Raw genomic sequence first — 15,164 nt, 5'->3', positions numbered from 1 at the left:
CGTGCCCCTCACCCAGATCCACCTGGCGGCGATGCGGCGGCTCATCGAGGACGTGCGGGCCGTCGGCGACGAGGGCGAGAGCACACACCGGGAGCTCTCCGGGTTGCTGGACCAGGCGGACCTCGGCTCTGGGGACGCCGCTGCGGTGCGGACGGCCGGGGACTGGCTGACCTCGCAGGTGCCGATGCTGCGCCGCAGGCTGGCGCTGGCGGAGGAGGTCGAGGCCTCGACGCCGGGGATCCAGGCCAGCGTGCAGATCGACGAGTCGCAGCTGTCCGAGCTCACACCCGAGGAGGCCGAGGAGCTCGCGCAGGAGCTCGCCGACCAGATCGCCGACGGCCCGTACACGCAGCGGCTGGCCGAGCAGCTCGGCGAGCATGCGAGCGACCCCTACTTCGCCTCGGCGCTGCTCGACGCCCTGTCCCCGGAAGAGCTGGCCGCATACCTGGAGTCCGTGGACATGGAGGTGCAGCGGACCGGGCAGGCCGACCTCGACTACGCCCGCACGCACGGGGGCGTCATGAGCGGGCTGCGGCTCGCCCTGCAGACCGCTGCCCGGGCGGAGGAGCTGCCCGAGGGGTATGCCGAGGCTCTCGCCGAGGTGATCATGACCGGGGACGGCGAGGACGCCGTCGCGCTCGCCGACTTCCTGTCCGCCACCCAGGGGCTGCACGCCGATATCGCCGTCCCCACCGCGGACGCCCGAGCGGTGATCGAGGGATACCACGAGCTGGTGGACGAGGGCGTCCTCGCCGACCCACCCGCCGCCTACCTGCGCGAGTGGCTCCAGCACGTCCAGGCCCAGGGCGGTGATCCGGTCGCGCTGGCGCAGCAGGAGGGTGTCGACGACCGGACCTTCGACCTCCTCGAGGAGCTCGAGGTCATGCGCGACCCGGACGGTCGCGCCTACTTCCTCATCACCACGAAGCACGGTGAGGACGCTCGACGGATCGCCGAGCTGACCGAGCTCCTCGCGGGCGGGGAGCCCTCGAGCAACGCCTGGCGGCGGGACGCCAACTCCTGGACCTTCGACACCTGGTTCGGCGATGGTGACATCGATCTCGTCCTCGACGACGGCGCGGCCCTGGCAGCGACGCCCCACGGCATCTTCATGGCGGTGGGAGAGGACCGGCTCATGCCCAGCACGACGGATCTGTTCGCCTACGAGGGTGGGACCATGTGGGGCGAGATCTTCATGGTCAACGACGAGTCGAGCGACCCGGCGGCACGGCTGAGGGACATGGTCGAGAACGACACCAAGGACCCGCCCGACTCGATCCATCCGTTGTGGCGGGTGCTGCGCCACGAGAAGGTGCACGCCCAGCAGTGGGCACGGTACGGCTACTCGGGCTTCATCGCACGCTACCTGTGGCACAACCCCCTGGACCCGTGCGGTCACCCGATGGAGGAAGAGGCCGGCTTCGAGGACGGGGGATACTTCCAGTGCGTCGACTGATGCCCCGGGCGACCGTGGCTCCGCTCTTCCTGGTAGCTCTGGCGGGATGCTGGAGCGCGCCCGAGGATCCCGAGGGATCCCTCGTCGGTCTGCGCCAGGTCGACGGCCGGCTCGAGTTCTGGGCCGGGCGTGAATGCGCTGGTGTGGCCGGCGTGGACGTCACCGTGGGCGAGGACGCAAGCACGGACGCGCAGGAGTGGGGGATGGTCGCCGACGCGGGCACCGGGACGGTGGAGACCGTGGTGGTGGGGCAGCCGCCACCTGGCTTCAGCGGAGACGCTGCCACCCCGACGAGCGGGGAGCAGGGTCCGGTCACCGTGGTGGTGCGCGGTGAGGACGGCACGGCCTTCTCCAGGACCACGTGGTCGGGGATGGATCTCGCGCCGCCCGCGGACGACCCGTCGGCCTGGCTCACGCCGGACGGGGAATGGGTCACCGAGGGCGATGCCGAACGCCTCGCCGACGACGGGATCGTCGCGCCGCTCTGCAGCTCCTGAGGACTGCGGGAAATACGCGCCGCCCCGGGGCACCCCGGTGCCTCAGCCGCGCCCGGTCACCAGGTCGGCAGCCTCCTCGACGGTGTCGACGAGGTGCAGTGCGCCGCCCATGGACCGGCCCTGACCGAGTGCCTGGAGCAGCGGCCAGACCGGCAGCCGCTCGGTCCAGTGCTCGCGGCCCACCAGCACCAGCGGCGCAGGTCCCTCCTCCGGTGCGTCCACCTCGTAGTAGAGCCGGGTCGCCATCTGGAAGATCTCCTGCACCGTGCCGGCCGCGCCTGGCAGGACGACGAGGCCGCCACGGGAGTGCGCCAGCAGCAGGTCCTCACGCAGCGCGTTGCTGAAGAACTTCGCGATGAGCTGGCCGAAGGCGTTCGGCGGCTCGTGGCCGTAGTACCAGGTCGGGATGCCCACGCTGCGCAGCCGACGCGGCACGACCGCCTCGCCCGATCTCGCCCGCAGCCCCAGCGCGGGCTCCACCCACGCGCGGACGTCCGGCGCGAAGCCGGGCACCCGGCCGAGGGAGTCGAGCGCGGTCTGCAGCAGCTCCTCGTCCGCGGCCCAGGCGCCGAGGTTGGCGGCCTCCATCGCCCCTGGCCCGCCACCGGTGAGCACCACCGCGCCGTCCTCGGCGAGGCGGTGCCCCAGCAGTGCTGCGGCGGCGAACTCCGGGGTGCCGCGCTGCAGCGCGTGCCCACCCATGACCCCGACCGCCCGCCGGTCGGTCAGCACCCCGGCCAGGGCGTCGGACATCGCGTCGTCGTGGATGGCGCGCAGCGCGGTGACGTAGGCGTCGTGCCGCAGCACGGCGTCCTCGAACCAGCGGTAGGCCCGGGCGTCGGGCGTCTGGGCGTACCCGTCCTGCTCGAGGCCGGCATACAGCTCCTCGGCGGTGTAGAGGTGCCCGCGGTAGGGGTCGATCGGCGCCTGCGGTGCCGCGGGGAAGACCAGGGCCCCGCCGGCCCGCAGGTGGGCCTCCACCTCGTCGTCGAGGTGGCCGCCCAGGACCACCAGGCCACCCAGGTCCGCGCGCTCGAGGAGCAGCTCCCGGTCGGCGGTGAGGTCCAGGCCCTGCACCCGCAGCGGGGGGAGCGGCCCGTCAGACTCCAGCCATCGCCGCCAGGTCGCCCGGTCCTCCACCTCGCGCGGGCCGTCCCCGGCCCGCGGCTCCACCCTGCGGTAGCGCACCTCCGCCGTGCGCCCGGCACCGACCCGCAGGTCGGAGACGTCCTCGCTGACGGGCTGGCGGCGCTGCATACCTCGCGACCCTATCCGCCGCCCGTCGCAGGATCGGGACCGCCGGACGGTGACGTGTGGCGCGGCGTCCGGCGCGGGTGTGTGATGGACCCATGAGCGCGATCAGCGACCCGGCGTCCCCGCAGGCCTACCGAGACCTCGTCGCCGGGAGCCTGACCGACCCGGTCGACTTCTGGGGCGGGGCCGCCGGGCTCGTCGACTGGATCCACCGACCCGCCCAGGTCCTCGACGACAGGGACCCGCACTTCCCCCGCTGGTTCCCCGACGGGACCCTGAACGTCTGCTACAACGCCCTCGACCGTCACGTCGTCCACGGGCGCGCCGACCAGACCGCGCTGATCTACGACAGCCCGGTCACCGGCACCACCCGGCGCTACACGTATGCCGAGCTGCTCGACCTCGTGGCCCGGTGCGCCGGCGTGCTGCGCGACCTCGGCGTGGGGCAGGGGGACCGCGTCGTGGTCTACCTGCCGATGGTGCCGGAGGCGGTGATCACGATGCTGGCCTGCGCCCGGATCGGTGCCGTCCACTCCGTGGTCTTCGGTGGCTTCGCCCCGGCCGAGCTCGCCGCCCGGATCGAGGACGCCCGGCCCACCGTCGTGGTGTCCGCCTCGTGCGGCATCGAGCCCTCCGGCGTGGTGCCCTACAAGCCCATGCTGGACGCCGCCATCGAGCGCTCCGGGCATACCCCCGACCACTGCGTCGTCGTGCAGCGCGAGCAGCAGCCGTGCGAGCTGGGGGAGCGCGACCTCGACTGGGCCACGCTGATGCACCCGGACGCCGTCGCGCCCGCGGCGTGCGTGCCGGTGCGCGCGACCGACCCGCTCTACGTCCTCTACACCTCGGGGACCACGGGCCGGCCCAAGGGCATCGTGCGCGACAGCGGCGGGTATGCCGTCGCGCTGCGCTGGTCGATGACGCACCTCTACGGCGTGCAGCCGGGCGAGACGTGGTTCTGCGCCTCCGACGTCGGGTGGGTCGTCGGCCACTCCTACATCGTCTACGCCCCGCTGCTCACCGGGGCGACCACGGTCCTCTACGAGGGCAAGCCGGTCGGCACCCCGGACGCGGGAGCCCTCTGGCGGGTGGTGGCCGAGCACGGCGCCGTCGCGGCCTTCACCGCCCCGACGGCGATCCGGGCGGTCACCAAGCAGGACCCGGCCGGGGAGCTGATCGGCGGCCACGACCTGTCCGGCTTCCGCGCGCTCTTCCTCGCGGGGGAGCGGCTCGACCCGGACACCTGGTCGTGGGCGACCGAGCACCTCGGGGTGCCCGTCGTCGACAACTGGTGGCAGACCGAGACCGGCTGGCCGATCGCGATCAACCCGGTCGGGCCCGACGGCGCGCTCTTCGAGATCCGTCCGGGCAGCCCCGGACCGCCGACCGTGGGCTACGATGTCCGCGTGCTCGACCCGCAGGGGATGGAGGTACCGGCCGGCACGGAGGGCGCCATCTGCCTGCGGCTGCCGCTGCCGCCCGGGACCTTGCCCACGCTGTGGCAGGACGACCAGCGCTTCGTCGACTCCTACCTGTCCGCCCACGAGGGCTACTACCTGTCCGGCGACGGAGGGTATGTCGACGACGACGGCTACGTCTTCGTCATGGGGCGCACCGACGACGTGCTCAACGTCGCCGGTCACCGGCTCTCGACCGGCTCGCTGGAGGAGGCGCTGGCGGGGCACCCGGCGGTGGCCGAGTGCGCGGTCATCGGCGTCGCCGACGACCTCAAGGGCCAGGTCCCCCGGGCCCTGGTGGTGCTCAAGTCGGGGACCGACACCGGTGAGGCCGGGGTGGCCCGGCTGCGGGAGGAGCTCGTCGCGCGGGTGCGCTCCGAGGTGGGGGCGGTCGCCGCGCTGCGGCGGGTCGACGTCGTGGACGCGCTGCCCAAGACCCGGTCGGGCAAGATCCTGCGGCGCACGATGCGGCAGATCGCCGACGGGGAGACGCCGATGGTGCCGTCCACCATCGAGGACCAGGGCGTCCTCGACACCCTGCGGACGGTCCTCCGCGAGTAGGCGTCGGCGTACCGGTCCGTGACGACGACGTCCCGGGCCTGATGCTCCTATGACCTGTCAAGCGGCTGGATCGAGGGTTGATGGTGCTTGCGGTGGGGCTGTGTCGTGGGCGAGTTCGGCGCGGATGGTGGGCAGGAGCTCGCGGACGAGGTAGCGCTTGAGGCAGCGGATGATCTCGGGTTTGCTCAGGTTCTGCTCGCTGCGTCGGGCCCGGTAGGCCTTGGTCCTGTCGTCGTGGCCGAGACGGACCATGATGATCCGCCAGAGGGCTTCGTTGGCGTGCCTGTCACCGCCGCGGTTGAGCCTGTGGCGGTCGGTGCGTCCGGAGGATGCGGGCAGTGGGCTGACCCCGCACAGTGCGGCGAAGGAGGCCTCGGACCGGATGCGGTCGGGGTTGTCACCAGCGGTGATGAGCAGCTGAGAGGCGGTATCGGGGCCGACACCGAAGTGGTCCAGCAGTCCGGGGGCGGTGTGCTTGACCAGGGCGTCGAGGTCGGCGTCGGCCTCGGCGATCTCCTCGGCCAGGACCAGGCAGCGGCGAGCGGTCCGGCGCAGCGCGAGCTTGACCGCCTGCTCAGGCTCATGCAGGCGGTCGCGGTCCGGGCGCAGCCGCGCACACGCCTCGACGCGGGTGGTGCCGCTGAGTCCGTGCAGCTGCTCGCGGACCGAGTGCGGCGCGGTGATGACCAGCTGCACCAGGGCGGAGCGGGCAGCGACCATCGCCTTCATCGCGGCCCTCTTGGTCGCCTTCAGCGCGCGCAGCGACTCCACCGGCCCGGTGCGCGTCTTGGGTGTCGTCGTGGCCGTCCTGGCCAGCACGGCCCGGGCTGCGGCCTCGGCGTCCAGCGGGTCGCTCTTGCCCCGCTGACGACGCTGCTTGCGATCCGCGCGGTCGACCTCGACCACGTCCACGTCCTGGGCTGTGAGGTAGCGGGCGAGCTGGGCACCGTAGGACCCGGTGCCCTCGACCCCGACGCGGTCGACCTGCCCGTGCGAGCTCAGCCATCCCAGGGCTCGCCTGTTACCCGCCGCGGTCGCCGGGACACTCCTGGTGCCCAGCAGCCGGCCCTGGGCGTCGAGCGCGGCCAGGGTGTGCGTGTCGGCGTGGGTGTCGACCCCGCCGATGACGGTAGATGTCACCATGATTGGCGTCCTTCCGACTCTGATCCAGTTGGTTGGACACGCACCACCGGTCGGGCGGACAGCACAGTGACGAGGCCTACGCCAGGCTCCTATCAGGTCACGATCCGTCTGGCTGGTGCGTGCGCCCCGTCCGGCGACAGATCAGGCCAAAGGCACCAAGCCGGTGGACAACAGGGTCAGCCGGGCGGGACTTCCATCGAGCGTAACGACGGCACCAACAGCATCACTGTGGACAACTTCTGCGGCGGAGCCGCCGACCTGCCTAGCCTCGACACCGAGCCGGACGCTCCAGGTCCGGACCGACAGGGAGGGGCGCAGATGGCAGACGTCGTGCGCGTGGACGGCGACCAGCTGGCCGCCGCGGCGCAGCAGCAGGACGGGGCAGGGGCCGCGCTGGAGGACCTCGCCGACGGGGTGGCGCGGGTGCTGACGATGGTCGCGCACGGGGCGGGCGAGGGTGCGCTGGCGCAGGCTGCCCAGGCCGTGACCGGGCGCTGGCGCGGCGGGCTGCACGAGCTGGGGCAGCAGGGCAGGTCGCTCGCGCGGGCCACCCGGCAGGCGCGGGAGGACTACCTGCTCGTCGAGCGGCTCCTCAGCGGCGGGTGGCGTGCGCACGGACCGGCGGGGTGGACGCCGTGACCGGCTCGGTGCTGACCGTCTCGCCGGAGGAGCTGGAGCGGGCAGCACGGTTGCTGCGCGAGGCAGGAGCCCAGATCGAGTCCGTGGCCGAGCAGGTGCTGGGCAGTAGCCCCACGGAGGGCGGATGGTCGGGCCTGGCCGCGTGGCAGGCCCGCGCCCGCGTGCAGACCGTGCACCGGGTGACCCGGTCCGCGGCACGGCCCTCGCAGCACGCTGCGCGCGCCGTGGCCGAGTGCGCCTCGGCGGCACGTGGCGCCACCGAGGAGGTGCTCCGGTGGCAGCGGGCCGGGGAGCGCGCGGCGGGGGAGTCCGCGGCACTGCGTGCGCCCGGGCCGCCGCCGGAGCCTGCGCTCGAGGCCCTGTGGCGGCGACGGCTCGAGCAGCTGGAGCAGGAGGTGCAGACCGCGCGCCGGCGGGTCCAGGAGGTCGAGGAGGACTTCCGCACCACGCAGGAGCGCAGCGCGCAGCAGGTCCGGGAGGCCGTGGACCTCTTCGACGACGTGCGCCGGGTCGCCGAGGTCCCGAAGAAGGCACTCGCCGCCGTGGGGTATGCCTGGGGCACCGTCGAGCGGGTGGTGCGGACCACGCAGGTGGTGATCCACCGGGCCCGGGCCCGGTGGGCCCGCGCCCTGCAGGTGCGTCAGGTGGCCCTGCGGCGCGCCCAGCGGGCGCTGGGCCGGCTGCGCGCGCTGGGCCGGCTGCGGGACGCGCCGAAGCTGCTGTCGCGGGTCCGTCTGGTCCCCGGTCCGGTCGGGATGGTCGCGGCGTGGTTCACGGCCTGGTCGGACGTGAAGGACGGCGGCGGCTACTCCGGGTGGCGGGGCGACGTCACGCGGGTGCTGGCCGGTGGTGGGTTGATCGGGGGTGTGCTCGTCGTGGCCACCCCGGTCGTGCCCGTGGCCGGCCCGATCGGAGTGGGGCTGCTGGCCGCCTACCAGGCGTGGTCGGCCGGCAACGCCGCGGTCGACGGTGCCGTCATCGCCGCTCGCTACCTGCGTCGGGAGGCCCCGCGGCTGGCGCGGCGGGTGGGGGAGGCGACGGTGCGGGCGCACGGCCGGGCGCTCACCCGGCTGCGGTCGGCGCGGGTGGCGCTCGGCCGGGCCAGGAGCGCCCTGACCCACGAGGTCGGGCGCCGGGTCTCCGACGTCCGCGAGACGGTGGCGCCGGTGCTGGAGCCGCTGCGCGACCCGCGCCACCGGGTCGTGGGGCTGCCGCCCGGGGCGCCGCTGCGCCTCCCCGCCCGGGAGCTGGTCGACCAGGTCGTCGGGCGGCTGCCCGACATCGAGCCGGTCCGCGACTGGTGGCGTCAGCTGGGGGACCCGATCCTCATGCCGGTCGTCCCCCTCCCACCGAAACTCCCGGTGCCGGTGGACCTGGGCCGGTGGGGACCGTGACCGGCGTCGATCCCTCCGCGGCCGAGGTGCCGGGCGTGGGCACCGGCCCGCTGCTCGTGGTCACGCCCGAGGAGCTCGACCTGCTCGAACGGGCGCACGCGGCCCACCTCGGGCTCGACCCGCAACCTGAGCCGCTGACGGAAGGCGCAGACCTCCAGCGGCGCGAGGGTGCCCGGGACGAGGCGCTGCGCTCGCTCCAGGGGCGTGGCCTGCTCGACGCCCACGGTCGGCTCGTCGAGGACCAGCCGCTGGCCGAGCTGGTGCTCCTGCTGCTCGACGTGCGGCTCGCCGCCCGTGCGCTCCTGGTCGTCGAGCGGCGCCTGGCAGGCGCGGAGGACCGTCCCGACCTGCGGCTGCTGCACCTGATCGAGGCCGGGGGAGTGGTCGAGGACCAGCACCACACCGGCTGGCACGGTCTGGATCTGTGCCTCGAGCCGTCCGACCTGACCGACCGGGCCCTCGCGCCGGTGCTGCCACCGGACGCGGTGGCCGGGCAGGGCGAGGCGATGGTCCTCGACCTCGGCGATCCCGACGCCGCGGCGGCGCGGCTGCGGGCATCGGTGCTCGCGGAGCTCACCCTGGTGCGGCCCGAGCCCGTCGCGGGCGCGGAGCCCGGTCCAGGGTCCACCCCCGAGGTCGGCCCGGAGGAGTCGGTCCTGCTGGCGGTCGGCGAGCACGGCTGCCACCTGGCCCGGCCCGGGACCGGCACCGACGGGGAGGTCGGCGGGCCGGTCTTCGAGCCCGTCACGCCCGGCGACGTGCGTGACCTCGTGCGGGGGTGGGTGGACCGCGTCGTGGAGCCGGTCGCGCCGGACGGCATACCGTAGGCCGGTGAGCGACCACGCCCCCGAGCCGCAGCAGGCGCTGCTGACCCGCACCGTGCTGCTGCGGATGGCCGGGGAGCTGGCCGCCTCCGGCGAGCCGGTGGTCGACGTCGAGCGGGCGGTGCGCTCGCTGGGTGCGCGGGCCGGCTACCCGGGGGTCCAGGTCGCCGCCAGCCCGACCGCGGTCTTCCTCAGCCTCAGCGCCGGGACGCCCGCCTCGATCGCCCCGGTGCGCGGCCCGCTCCGGCTTGACCAGTGCGCCGCGGTGCACGCGGTGCGCCACTTCCTGGACACGGGACGGCTGACGATGGCGCAGGCCGAGACCGAGCTCGACGCCATCCGGGCCCTCCCGCACCCCTACCCCGCCTGGGTGCGTCACCTCGGCCTCATGGGGGTGTCGGTCGGGATCTCGCTCATCCTGCAGCCCGGCCTGCCCAACGTCGCCGTCGCCGCGCTCGGGTCCCTCGTGGTGAGCCTGCTCCTCACGCAGTCCGGGCGGCACACGCTGCTCGGTTCGCTGCTGCCCTCGCTGGCTGCCTTCGCCGTGGCGCTGCTGGCCTTCGGCGGGTACCAGCTGGGTCTGCTGGACGGCCCGCTGCGCACGCTCATCTGCCCGCTCGCGGTGCTGCTGCCCGGCGCGCTGCTGGTCACCGGTGTCAGCGAGCTGGCGCAGGGCGCGATGGTCGCCGGGGCGTCCCGCGTGTTCTACGGGATGGTGCAGCTGGGCCTGTTCTCGCTCGGCGTCGTCGGCGCCTCGATGGTCCTCGCGGTGGACCAGGGCGCCTTCGCCAACGTGCGGGTCGAGGGCCCGGGTCTGTGGGTCGCACCCCTGGGGCTGGCGCTCATCACGATCGGCATCACCCTCTCCGAGGCCCTCCCGTGGTCGTTGCTGCGGTGGTCGGCGCTGGTCCTGGTCCTGACCTTCGCCGCCCAGCTGGCCGGGCAGCAGAGCGCCTCGTCGTTGCCCATCGGAGGGTTCACCGGCGCCGTCGTCGCCTCCTTCGTCCCCGCGCTGCTGGGACGCTTCCGGGAGGACGTGCCGCGGCTGGTGGCCTTCCTGCCCTCCTTCTGGCTGCTCGTCCCCGGGACCGTGGGTCTCATGGGGGTCAGCCAGATCGGGGTCGGCACCGGGGACGGCGCGACGCTGCTGGGGACCGTCGGGATCGTGGCCTCGATCGCGCTCGGCCTGCTCATCGGCTCCGCGCTGGCGCTCCCGGTGTCCCGGCCGGCCGCCACCTGGCGGCGCCGCACGGCACAATGAATCGGTGAGTCCACGGAGCCTGACCCTGCTCGGGTCGACCGGATCGATCGGCACCCAGGCGATCGACGTCGTCCGCGCCCACCCGGACCGGTTCCGGGTGCAGGCGCTCGCCGCGGGCGGGGGAGACCTGGGATCGCTCGCCCGGCAGGCGGCCGAGCTGCGGGTCGACCAGGTGGCGATCGCCAGGGACGACACCGGCGCGCGTTCCGAGCTGGCCGACGCCCTGGGCGAGGCGGCCCGGGCCGCCGGGCTCCGGGCATACCGTCCCGAGATCCACACCGGGCCGGACGCCGCCGAGCGGGTGGCGGGCCAGGGCGCAGACGTCGTGCTCAACGGCATCACCGGGAGCATCGGGCTGCGTCCCACCCTCGCCGCGCTCGCCGCCGGGAGCACGCTGGCCCTCGCCAACAAGGAGTCCCTGATCGTCGGGGGCACCCTGGTGACGCGGGCGGCCCGACCCGGCCAGATCGTGCCGGTCGACTCCGAGCACAGCGCCATCGCCCAGGCGCTGCGCGCCGGGGCGCGCGGCGAGGTCCGCAGGCTCGTGCTCACCGCCAGCGGGGGTCCCTTCCGTGGTCGGTCCCGCGCCGAGCTGGCCGACGTCACGCCGCAGGAGGCGCTGGCTCACCCCACCTGGGACATGGGGCAGGTGGTCACCACCAACTCCGCGACCCTGGTCAACAAGGGCCTGGAGGTGATCGAGGCGCACCTGCTCTTCGACGTGCCCTTCGACGCGATCGAGGTGGTGGTGCATCCCCAGTCGATCGTGCACTCCATGGTCGAGTTCGTGGACGGCTCGACCCTCGCGCAGGCCTCGCCGCCGACCATGCACATCCCCATCGCCCTCGGTCTGTCCTGGCCGGAGCGGTTGGCCGACGTCGCTCCGGCGTGCGACTGGACCCGGGCCTCCACGTGGGACTTCCTGCCGCTGGACGACGAGGCCTTCCCCGCGGTGCGGCTGGCCGAGCAGGTGGGACGGATAGGGGGCACCGCTCCCGCGGTCTACAACGCCGCCAACGAGGTCTGCGTCGCCGCCTTCCACGAGCACCGCCTGCCCTTCCTCGGCATCGTCGACGTGGTCGCCGAGGTCGTCGACGAGCACGTCGGCGGGAACTCCGCGTCGCCGTCAGGGGTTGACCTGACGGTGGAGGAGGTGCTCGCCGCCGACGGCTGGGCGCGCGAGTCCGCCGCGCGTAGCATCGACCGACGTCCCCGGGACTGACTAGGAGTTCGCCGCATGCTGTACCTGCTCGGTGTGGTCGTGGTCTTCGTCGGCATCGCCGCGTCGATCGCGCTGCACGAGATCGGGCACCTCGTCCCGGCCAAGCTCTTCCGCGTGCGGTGCACGCAGTACATGGTCGGCTTCGGCCCGACACTGTGGTCGACCCGGCGCGGGGAGACGGAGTACGGCCTCAAGGCGATCCCGCTCGGTGGCTACGTCCGGATGATCGGGATGTTCCCGCCCCGCCCCGGTGACGACGGACGGGTGCGCGCGAGCAGCTCCAACCCGCTGCACCTCATGATCGAGCAGGCCCGCCAGGACTCGCTGGAGGAGGTCCGGCCCGAGGACACCGACCGCGTCTTCTACAAGCTGCCGGTGTGGAAGCGGGTGGTCGTCATGGCGGGCGGCCCGCTGATGAACCTCGCGATCAGCGCCGTGCTCATCACGCTGCTGATGACGATGCAGGGCCCCGCCTTCGTCCGACCGGTCGTCAGCGAGGTCGCTCCCTGCGCCAACACCGTCGTCACCGACGAGGACTGCACCGGGCAGGAGCCCTCGCCCGCGGCCGCAGCCGGTTTCGAGGTCGGGGACACCATCGTCTCGGTCGACGGCACGCCCGTGGACGACTGGGCCGACACCACGTATGCCATCCAGAACGCCGGCGAGCAGGCCACCTTCGTGGTGGACCGGGACGGTGCCCGGCAGGAGCTGACGGCGGACCTGGTGCTGCGGGAGCGCCCGCTGGTCGGCGCGGACGGGCTGCCGGTGCTCGACGAGCAGGGCGAGAACGTCTACGGGGAGGTCGGCTTCCTCGGCGCCTCGCCCACGATCGTGCACGAGCCGCAGCCGATCACCGCGGTCCCCGGCATGGTCGGGGAGATGTTCACCGGCACGGCACGCATCGTGCTCACGCTGCCGCAACGTCTCGTGGACGTCTCCCAGGCGGCCTTCGGCACCGAGGAGCGCGACCCGAACGGACCGATGTCGGTGGTGGGTGTCGGCCGGGTCGCCGGCGACGTCACGCAGGACGGCATCGAGGGCTTCGTGGAGAGCGCCGGGGAACGCTTCTGGCTGCTGGTCTCGGTCCTCGCCTCGCTCAACATGGCGCTGTTCGTGTTCAACCTCATCCCGCTGCTGCCGCTGGACGGCGGCCACGTCGCGGGGGCCCTCTGGGAGGGGGCGAAGAGGACCTGGGCGCGGATCTTCCGGCGTCCGGACCCGGGTCCGGTCGACACCGCGGCCGCGCTCCCCATCGCCTACGCCGTCGCCATCGGTCTGCTCGGGATGACCGTCCTGCTCATCTACGCCGACATCGTGCGGCCGATCCAGCTCGGCTGAGGTGTCCAGCGACCACCCAGGGATCCGTCAGCGCCGGGTGCGACAATGACGGCATGACTGCTGGTGCCCCCATCTCCCTCGGTATGCCCTCGGCCCCGCCGCCCGTGCTCGCGCCCCGGCGTCCGACCCGCAAGATCAAGGTCGGCAAGGTCGAGGTCGGGGGCGACGCACCGGTGTCGGTGCAGTCGATGACCACGACCCCGACGACCGACATCAACGCCACGCTGCAGCAGATCGCCGAGCTGACGGCCACCGGCTGCGACATCGTCCGGGTGGCCTGCCCCACCCAGGACGACGCCGACGCCCTGCCCGCCATCGCGCAGAAGTCCCAGATCCCGGTCATCGCCGACATCCACTTCCAGCCGAAGTACGTCTACGCCGCGATCGACGCGGGCTGCGCGGCCGTGCGGGTCAACCCCGGCAACATCCGCAGGTTCGACGACCAGGTCAAGCAGATCTCGCAGGCCGCCAAGGACGCGGGGGTCTCGCTGCGCATCGGTGTCAACGCCGGGTCGCTGGACAAGCGGCTGCTGGAGAAGTACGGCAAGCCCACGGCCGAGGCGCTCGTCGAGTCCGCGGTGTGGGAGGCCAGCCTCTTCGAGGAGCACGACTTCCACGACTTCAAGATCTCGGTGAAGCACAACGACCCGGTCGTCATGGTCCGGGCCTACGAGATGCTCTCCGAGCGGGGGGACTGGCCGCTGCACCTCGGCGTCACCGAGGCCGGCCCGGCCTTCCAGGGCACGATCAAGTCCTCGGTCGCCTTCGGCTCCCTGCTCTCGCGGGGCATCGGCGACACGATCCGGGTCTCGCTGTCGGCCCCGCCGGTCGAGGAGGTCAAGGTGGGCAACCAGATCCTGCAGAGCCTCAACCTCAAGCCCCGCAAGCTGGAGATCGTGTCCTGCCCGTCCTGCGGTCGCGCGCAGGTCGACGTCTACACCCTGGCCGACGAGGTGACCGCCGGTCTGGAGGGCATGGAGGTCCCGCTGCGCGTCGCGGTCATGGGGTGCGTCGTCAACGGCCCCGGCGAGGCCCGGGAGGCCGACCTCGGTGTGGCCTCCGGCAACGGCAAGGGCCAGATCTTCGTCAAGGGCGAGGTCATCAAGACGGTGCCCGAGAGCCAGATCGTCGAGACCCTCATCGAGGAGGCCTCCCGGATCGCCGAGGAGATGGGCGAGGGTGAGGCCGGGGACGAGGTCGCCGGCTCGCCGACCGTCACCGTCGGGTAACCCGCTCGACACACGGGACCGGTAACGTCTGGTCATGGCGCCCGACCCCATCAGCCGGCAGACCGCCCGCCAGTCGACGTGGCACGAGGTGTGCCAGGCCTACCACTTCGTGGAGCGGGCAGACCTCACGGTGGTGCACGAGCACATGCCGCCGGGCACGGCGGGCAAGCCGCACAGCCACCAGGGCTCGCGCCAGTTCTTCTACGTCCTGGCCGGGACGGGCACGATGACGCTCGGGCAGCGCGAGGTGCGGGTGCCGGCGGAGTCGGGCATCGAGGTGCCACCGCGCACGCACCACTACATGCGCAACGACGCCGAGGACGACCTGGAGATGATCGTCGTCACGACACCCCGGGCGAGCGGCACGCCGCACGTCAGGGAGCGTCCGCTGGGCCGGGACCGTGGCGGGCTCGTCGTGGGCTCCCACCTGCGCCATACGCGCTTCGGCGACCTCTCGACGGTGGTGCGCTTCGAGGAGGCCATGGACACCAGCCCCTTCCTCGGGCAGGGCGGCCTCGACTGGCACAGCGCGGCGCTGGACGACCCGGACCTGGAGCACTGGGTGCTGGTGGACCGGCTCGACCGGGTCATCGCCTTCGGCGTCCTCGTCGGCGTGAGCGAGGGCGACGTCGTCGAGATCCGGCGCATGGTGGTCGCGCCCGAGGGCCGGGGGCAGGGCCTGGGCCGGTTGCTGCTGCGGCAGCTGCTCGAGCACGCCCTGGCCAACCCCGGGGTGCACCGCGTGTGGCTCGACGTCAGCGCTGACAACACCCGCGCGCGGTCGCTCTACCGCGCGGTCGGATTCGTGGAGAAGCAGCCACCGGACTGGGCCACGCTACTCGAGAACGGCGTCTACATGGAGTGGGGGGACACCCGCCTATCCTGAGGC

Annotated in this window: 13 protein-coding genes; 11 read left to right on the top strand and 2 right to left on the bottom strand. The window is 73.3% G+C overall.

Features of this window, described 5'->3' with window-relative positions; translation table 11 throughout:
* Position 1: 1 nt before the first annotated feature.
* Both FU792_RS09805 and FU792_RS09800 read left to right on the top strand, forming a co-directional pair.
* Complete coding sequence (locus tag FU792_RS09805) at positions 2 to 1,456, top strand: hypothetical protein (protein ID WP_052327904.1); 1,455 nt, start codon at positions 2 to 4, stop codon at positions 1,454 to 1,456.
* Positions 1,456 to 1,953, top strand: a complete 498-nt coding sequence (locus tag FU792_RS09800; RefSeq protein WP_022926087.1) for a hypothetical protein — start codon at positions 1,456 to 1,458, stop codon at positions 1,951 to 1,953. The genes FU792_RS09805 and FU792_RS09800 overlap by 1 nt, the downstream gene beginning before the upstream one ends.
* 42 nt (positions 1,954 to 1,995) lie before the next feature.
* On the opposite strand, the gene FU792_RS09795 is transcribed toward FU792_RS09800, so the two are convergent.
* Positions 1,996 to 3,210 (bottom strand): LOG family protein, encoded by a 1,215-nt coding sequence (locus FU792_RS09795; RefSeq protein ID WP_022926086.1) that lies wholly within the window; start codon positions 3,208 to 3,210, stop codon positions 1,996 to 1,998.
* Between the two features lie 92 nt (positions 3,211 to 3,302).
* On the opposite strand from FU792_RS09795, the gene FU792_RS09790 reads away from it, so the two are divergent.
* Entirely contained in the window at positions 3,303 to 5,225 is a 1,923-nt protein-coding gene (locus tag FU792_RS09790) for an AMP-binding protein (RefSeq protein ID WP_022926085.1), read from the top strand.
* Between the two features lie 57 nt (positions 5,226 to 5,282).
* Here FU792_RS09790 and FU792_RS09785 read toward each other — a convergent pair whose 3' ends face one another.
* Complete coding sequence (locus FU792_RS09785) at positions 5,283 to 6,368, bottom strand: IS110 family RNA-guided transposase (protein WP_149814571.1); 1,086 nt, start codon at positions 6,366 to 6,368, stop codon at positions 5,283 to 5,285.
* A gap of 318 nt (positions 6,369 to 6,686) precedes the next feature.
* Between FU792_RS09785 and FU792_RS09780 the strand changes: the two genes are divergently transcribed.
* From FU792_RS09780 to FU792_RS09745, 8 genes are read left to right on the top strand one after another with little or no spacing between them, the layout of a single operon-like run.
* The gene (locus FU792_RS09780; RefSeq protein ID WP_149814718.1) at positions 6,687 to 7,007 is read left to right on the top strand and encodes a hypothetical protein; all 321 of its coding nucleotides are present in this window, start codon (positions 6,687 to 6,689) and stop codon (positions 7,005 to 7,007) included.
* A complete protein-coding gene (locus FU792_RS09775; protein WP_022925701.1) occupies positions 6,971 to 8,401 on the top strand; it encodes a hypothetical protein in 1,431 nt (476 codons plus the stop codon). Before FU792_RS09780 ends, FU792_RS09775 begins: the two co-directional genes overlap by 37 nt.
* A complete protein-coding gene (locus FU792_RS09770) occupies positions 8,389 to 9,228 on the top strand; it encodes a hypothetical protein (RefSeq protein ID WP_022925700.1) in 840 nt (279 codons plus the stop codon). The genes FU792_RS09775 and FU792_RS09770 overlap by 13 nt, the downstream gene beginning before the upstream one ends.
* A 4-nt stretch (positions 9,229 to 9,232) precedes the next feature.
* On the top strand, positions 9,233 to 10,486 hold the full coding sequence (locus FU792_RS09765; protein ID WP_022925699.1) for a threonine/serine exporter family protein: 1,254 nt from the start codon (positions 9,233 to 9,235) through the stop codon (positions 10,484 to 10,486).
* Between the two features lie 4 nt (positions 10,487 to 10,490).
* Positions 10,491 to 11,708 (top strand): 1-deoxy-D-xylulose-5-phosphate reductoisomerase, encoded by a 1,218-nt coding sequence (dxr, locus tag FU792_RS09760; protein WP_022925698.1) that lies wholly within the window; start codon positions 10,491 to 10,493, stop codon positions 11,706 to 11,708.
* Positions 11,709 to 11,723: 15 nt separating this feature from the next.
* Positions 11,724 to 13,046: a M50 family metallopeptidase gene (locus FU792_RS09755; RefSeq protein WP_022925697.1), complete on the top strand. Its 1,323-nt coding sequence runs from the start codon at positions 11,724 to 11,726 to the stop codon at positions 13,044 to 13,046.
* Between the two features lie 53 nt (positions 13,047 to 13,099).
* Entirely contained in the window at positions 13,100 to 14,275 is a 1,176-nt protein-coding gene (gene ispG / locus FU792_RS09750) for a flavodoxin-dependent (E)-4-hydroxy-3-methylbut-2-enyl-diphosphate synthase (RefSeq protein WP_022925696.1), read from the top strand.
* 34 nt (positions 14,276 to 14,309) lie between these two features.
* Positions 14,310 to 15,161: a GNAT family N-acetyltransferase gene (locus FU792_RS09745; protein WP_022925695.1), complete on the top strand. Its 852-nt coding sequence runs from the start codon at positions 14,310 to 14,312 to the stop codon at positions 15,159 to 15,161.
* Positions 15,162 to 15,164: the final 3 nt, after the last annotated feature.

The sequence above is a fragment of the Serinicoccus marinus DSM 15273 genome (assembly GCF_008386315.1).
Lineage (GTDB): Bacteria > Actinomycetota > Actinomycetes > Actinomycetales > Dermatophilaceae > Ornithinicoccus > Ornithinicoccus marinus.
Note: the sequence above shows the minus strand (reverse complement) of the source record. Positions and strands in the feature narration are given on the sequence as shown.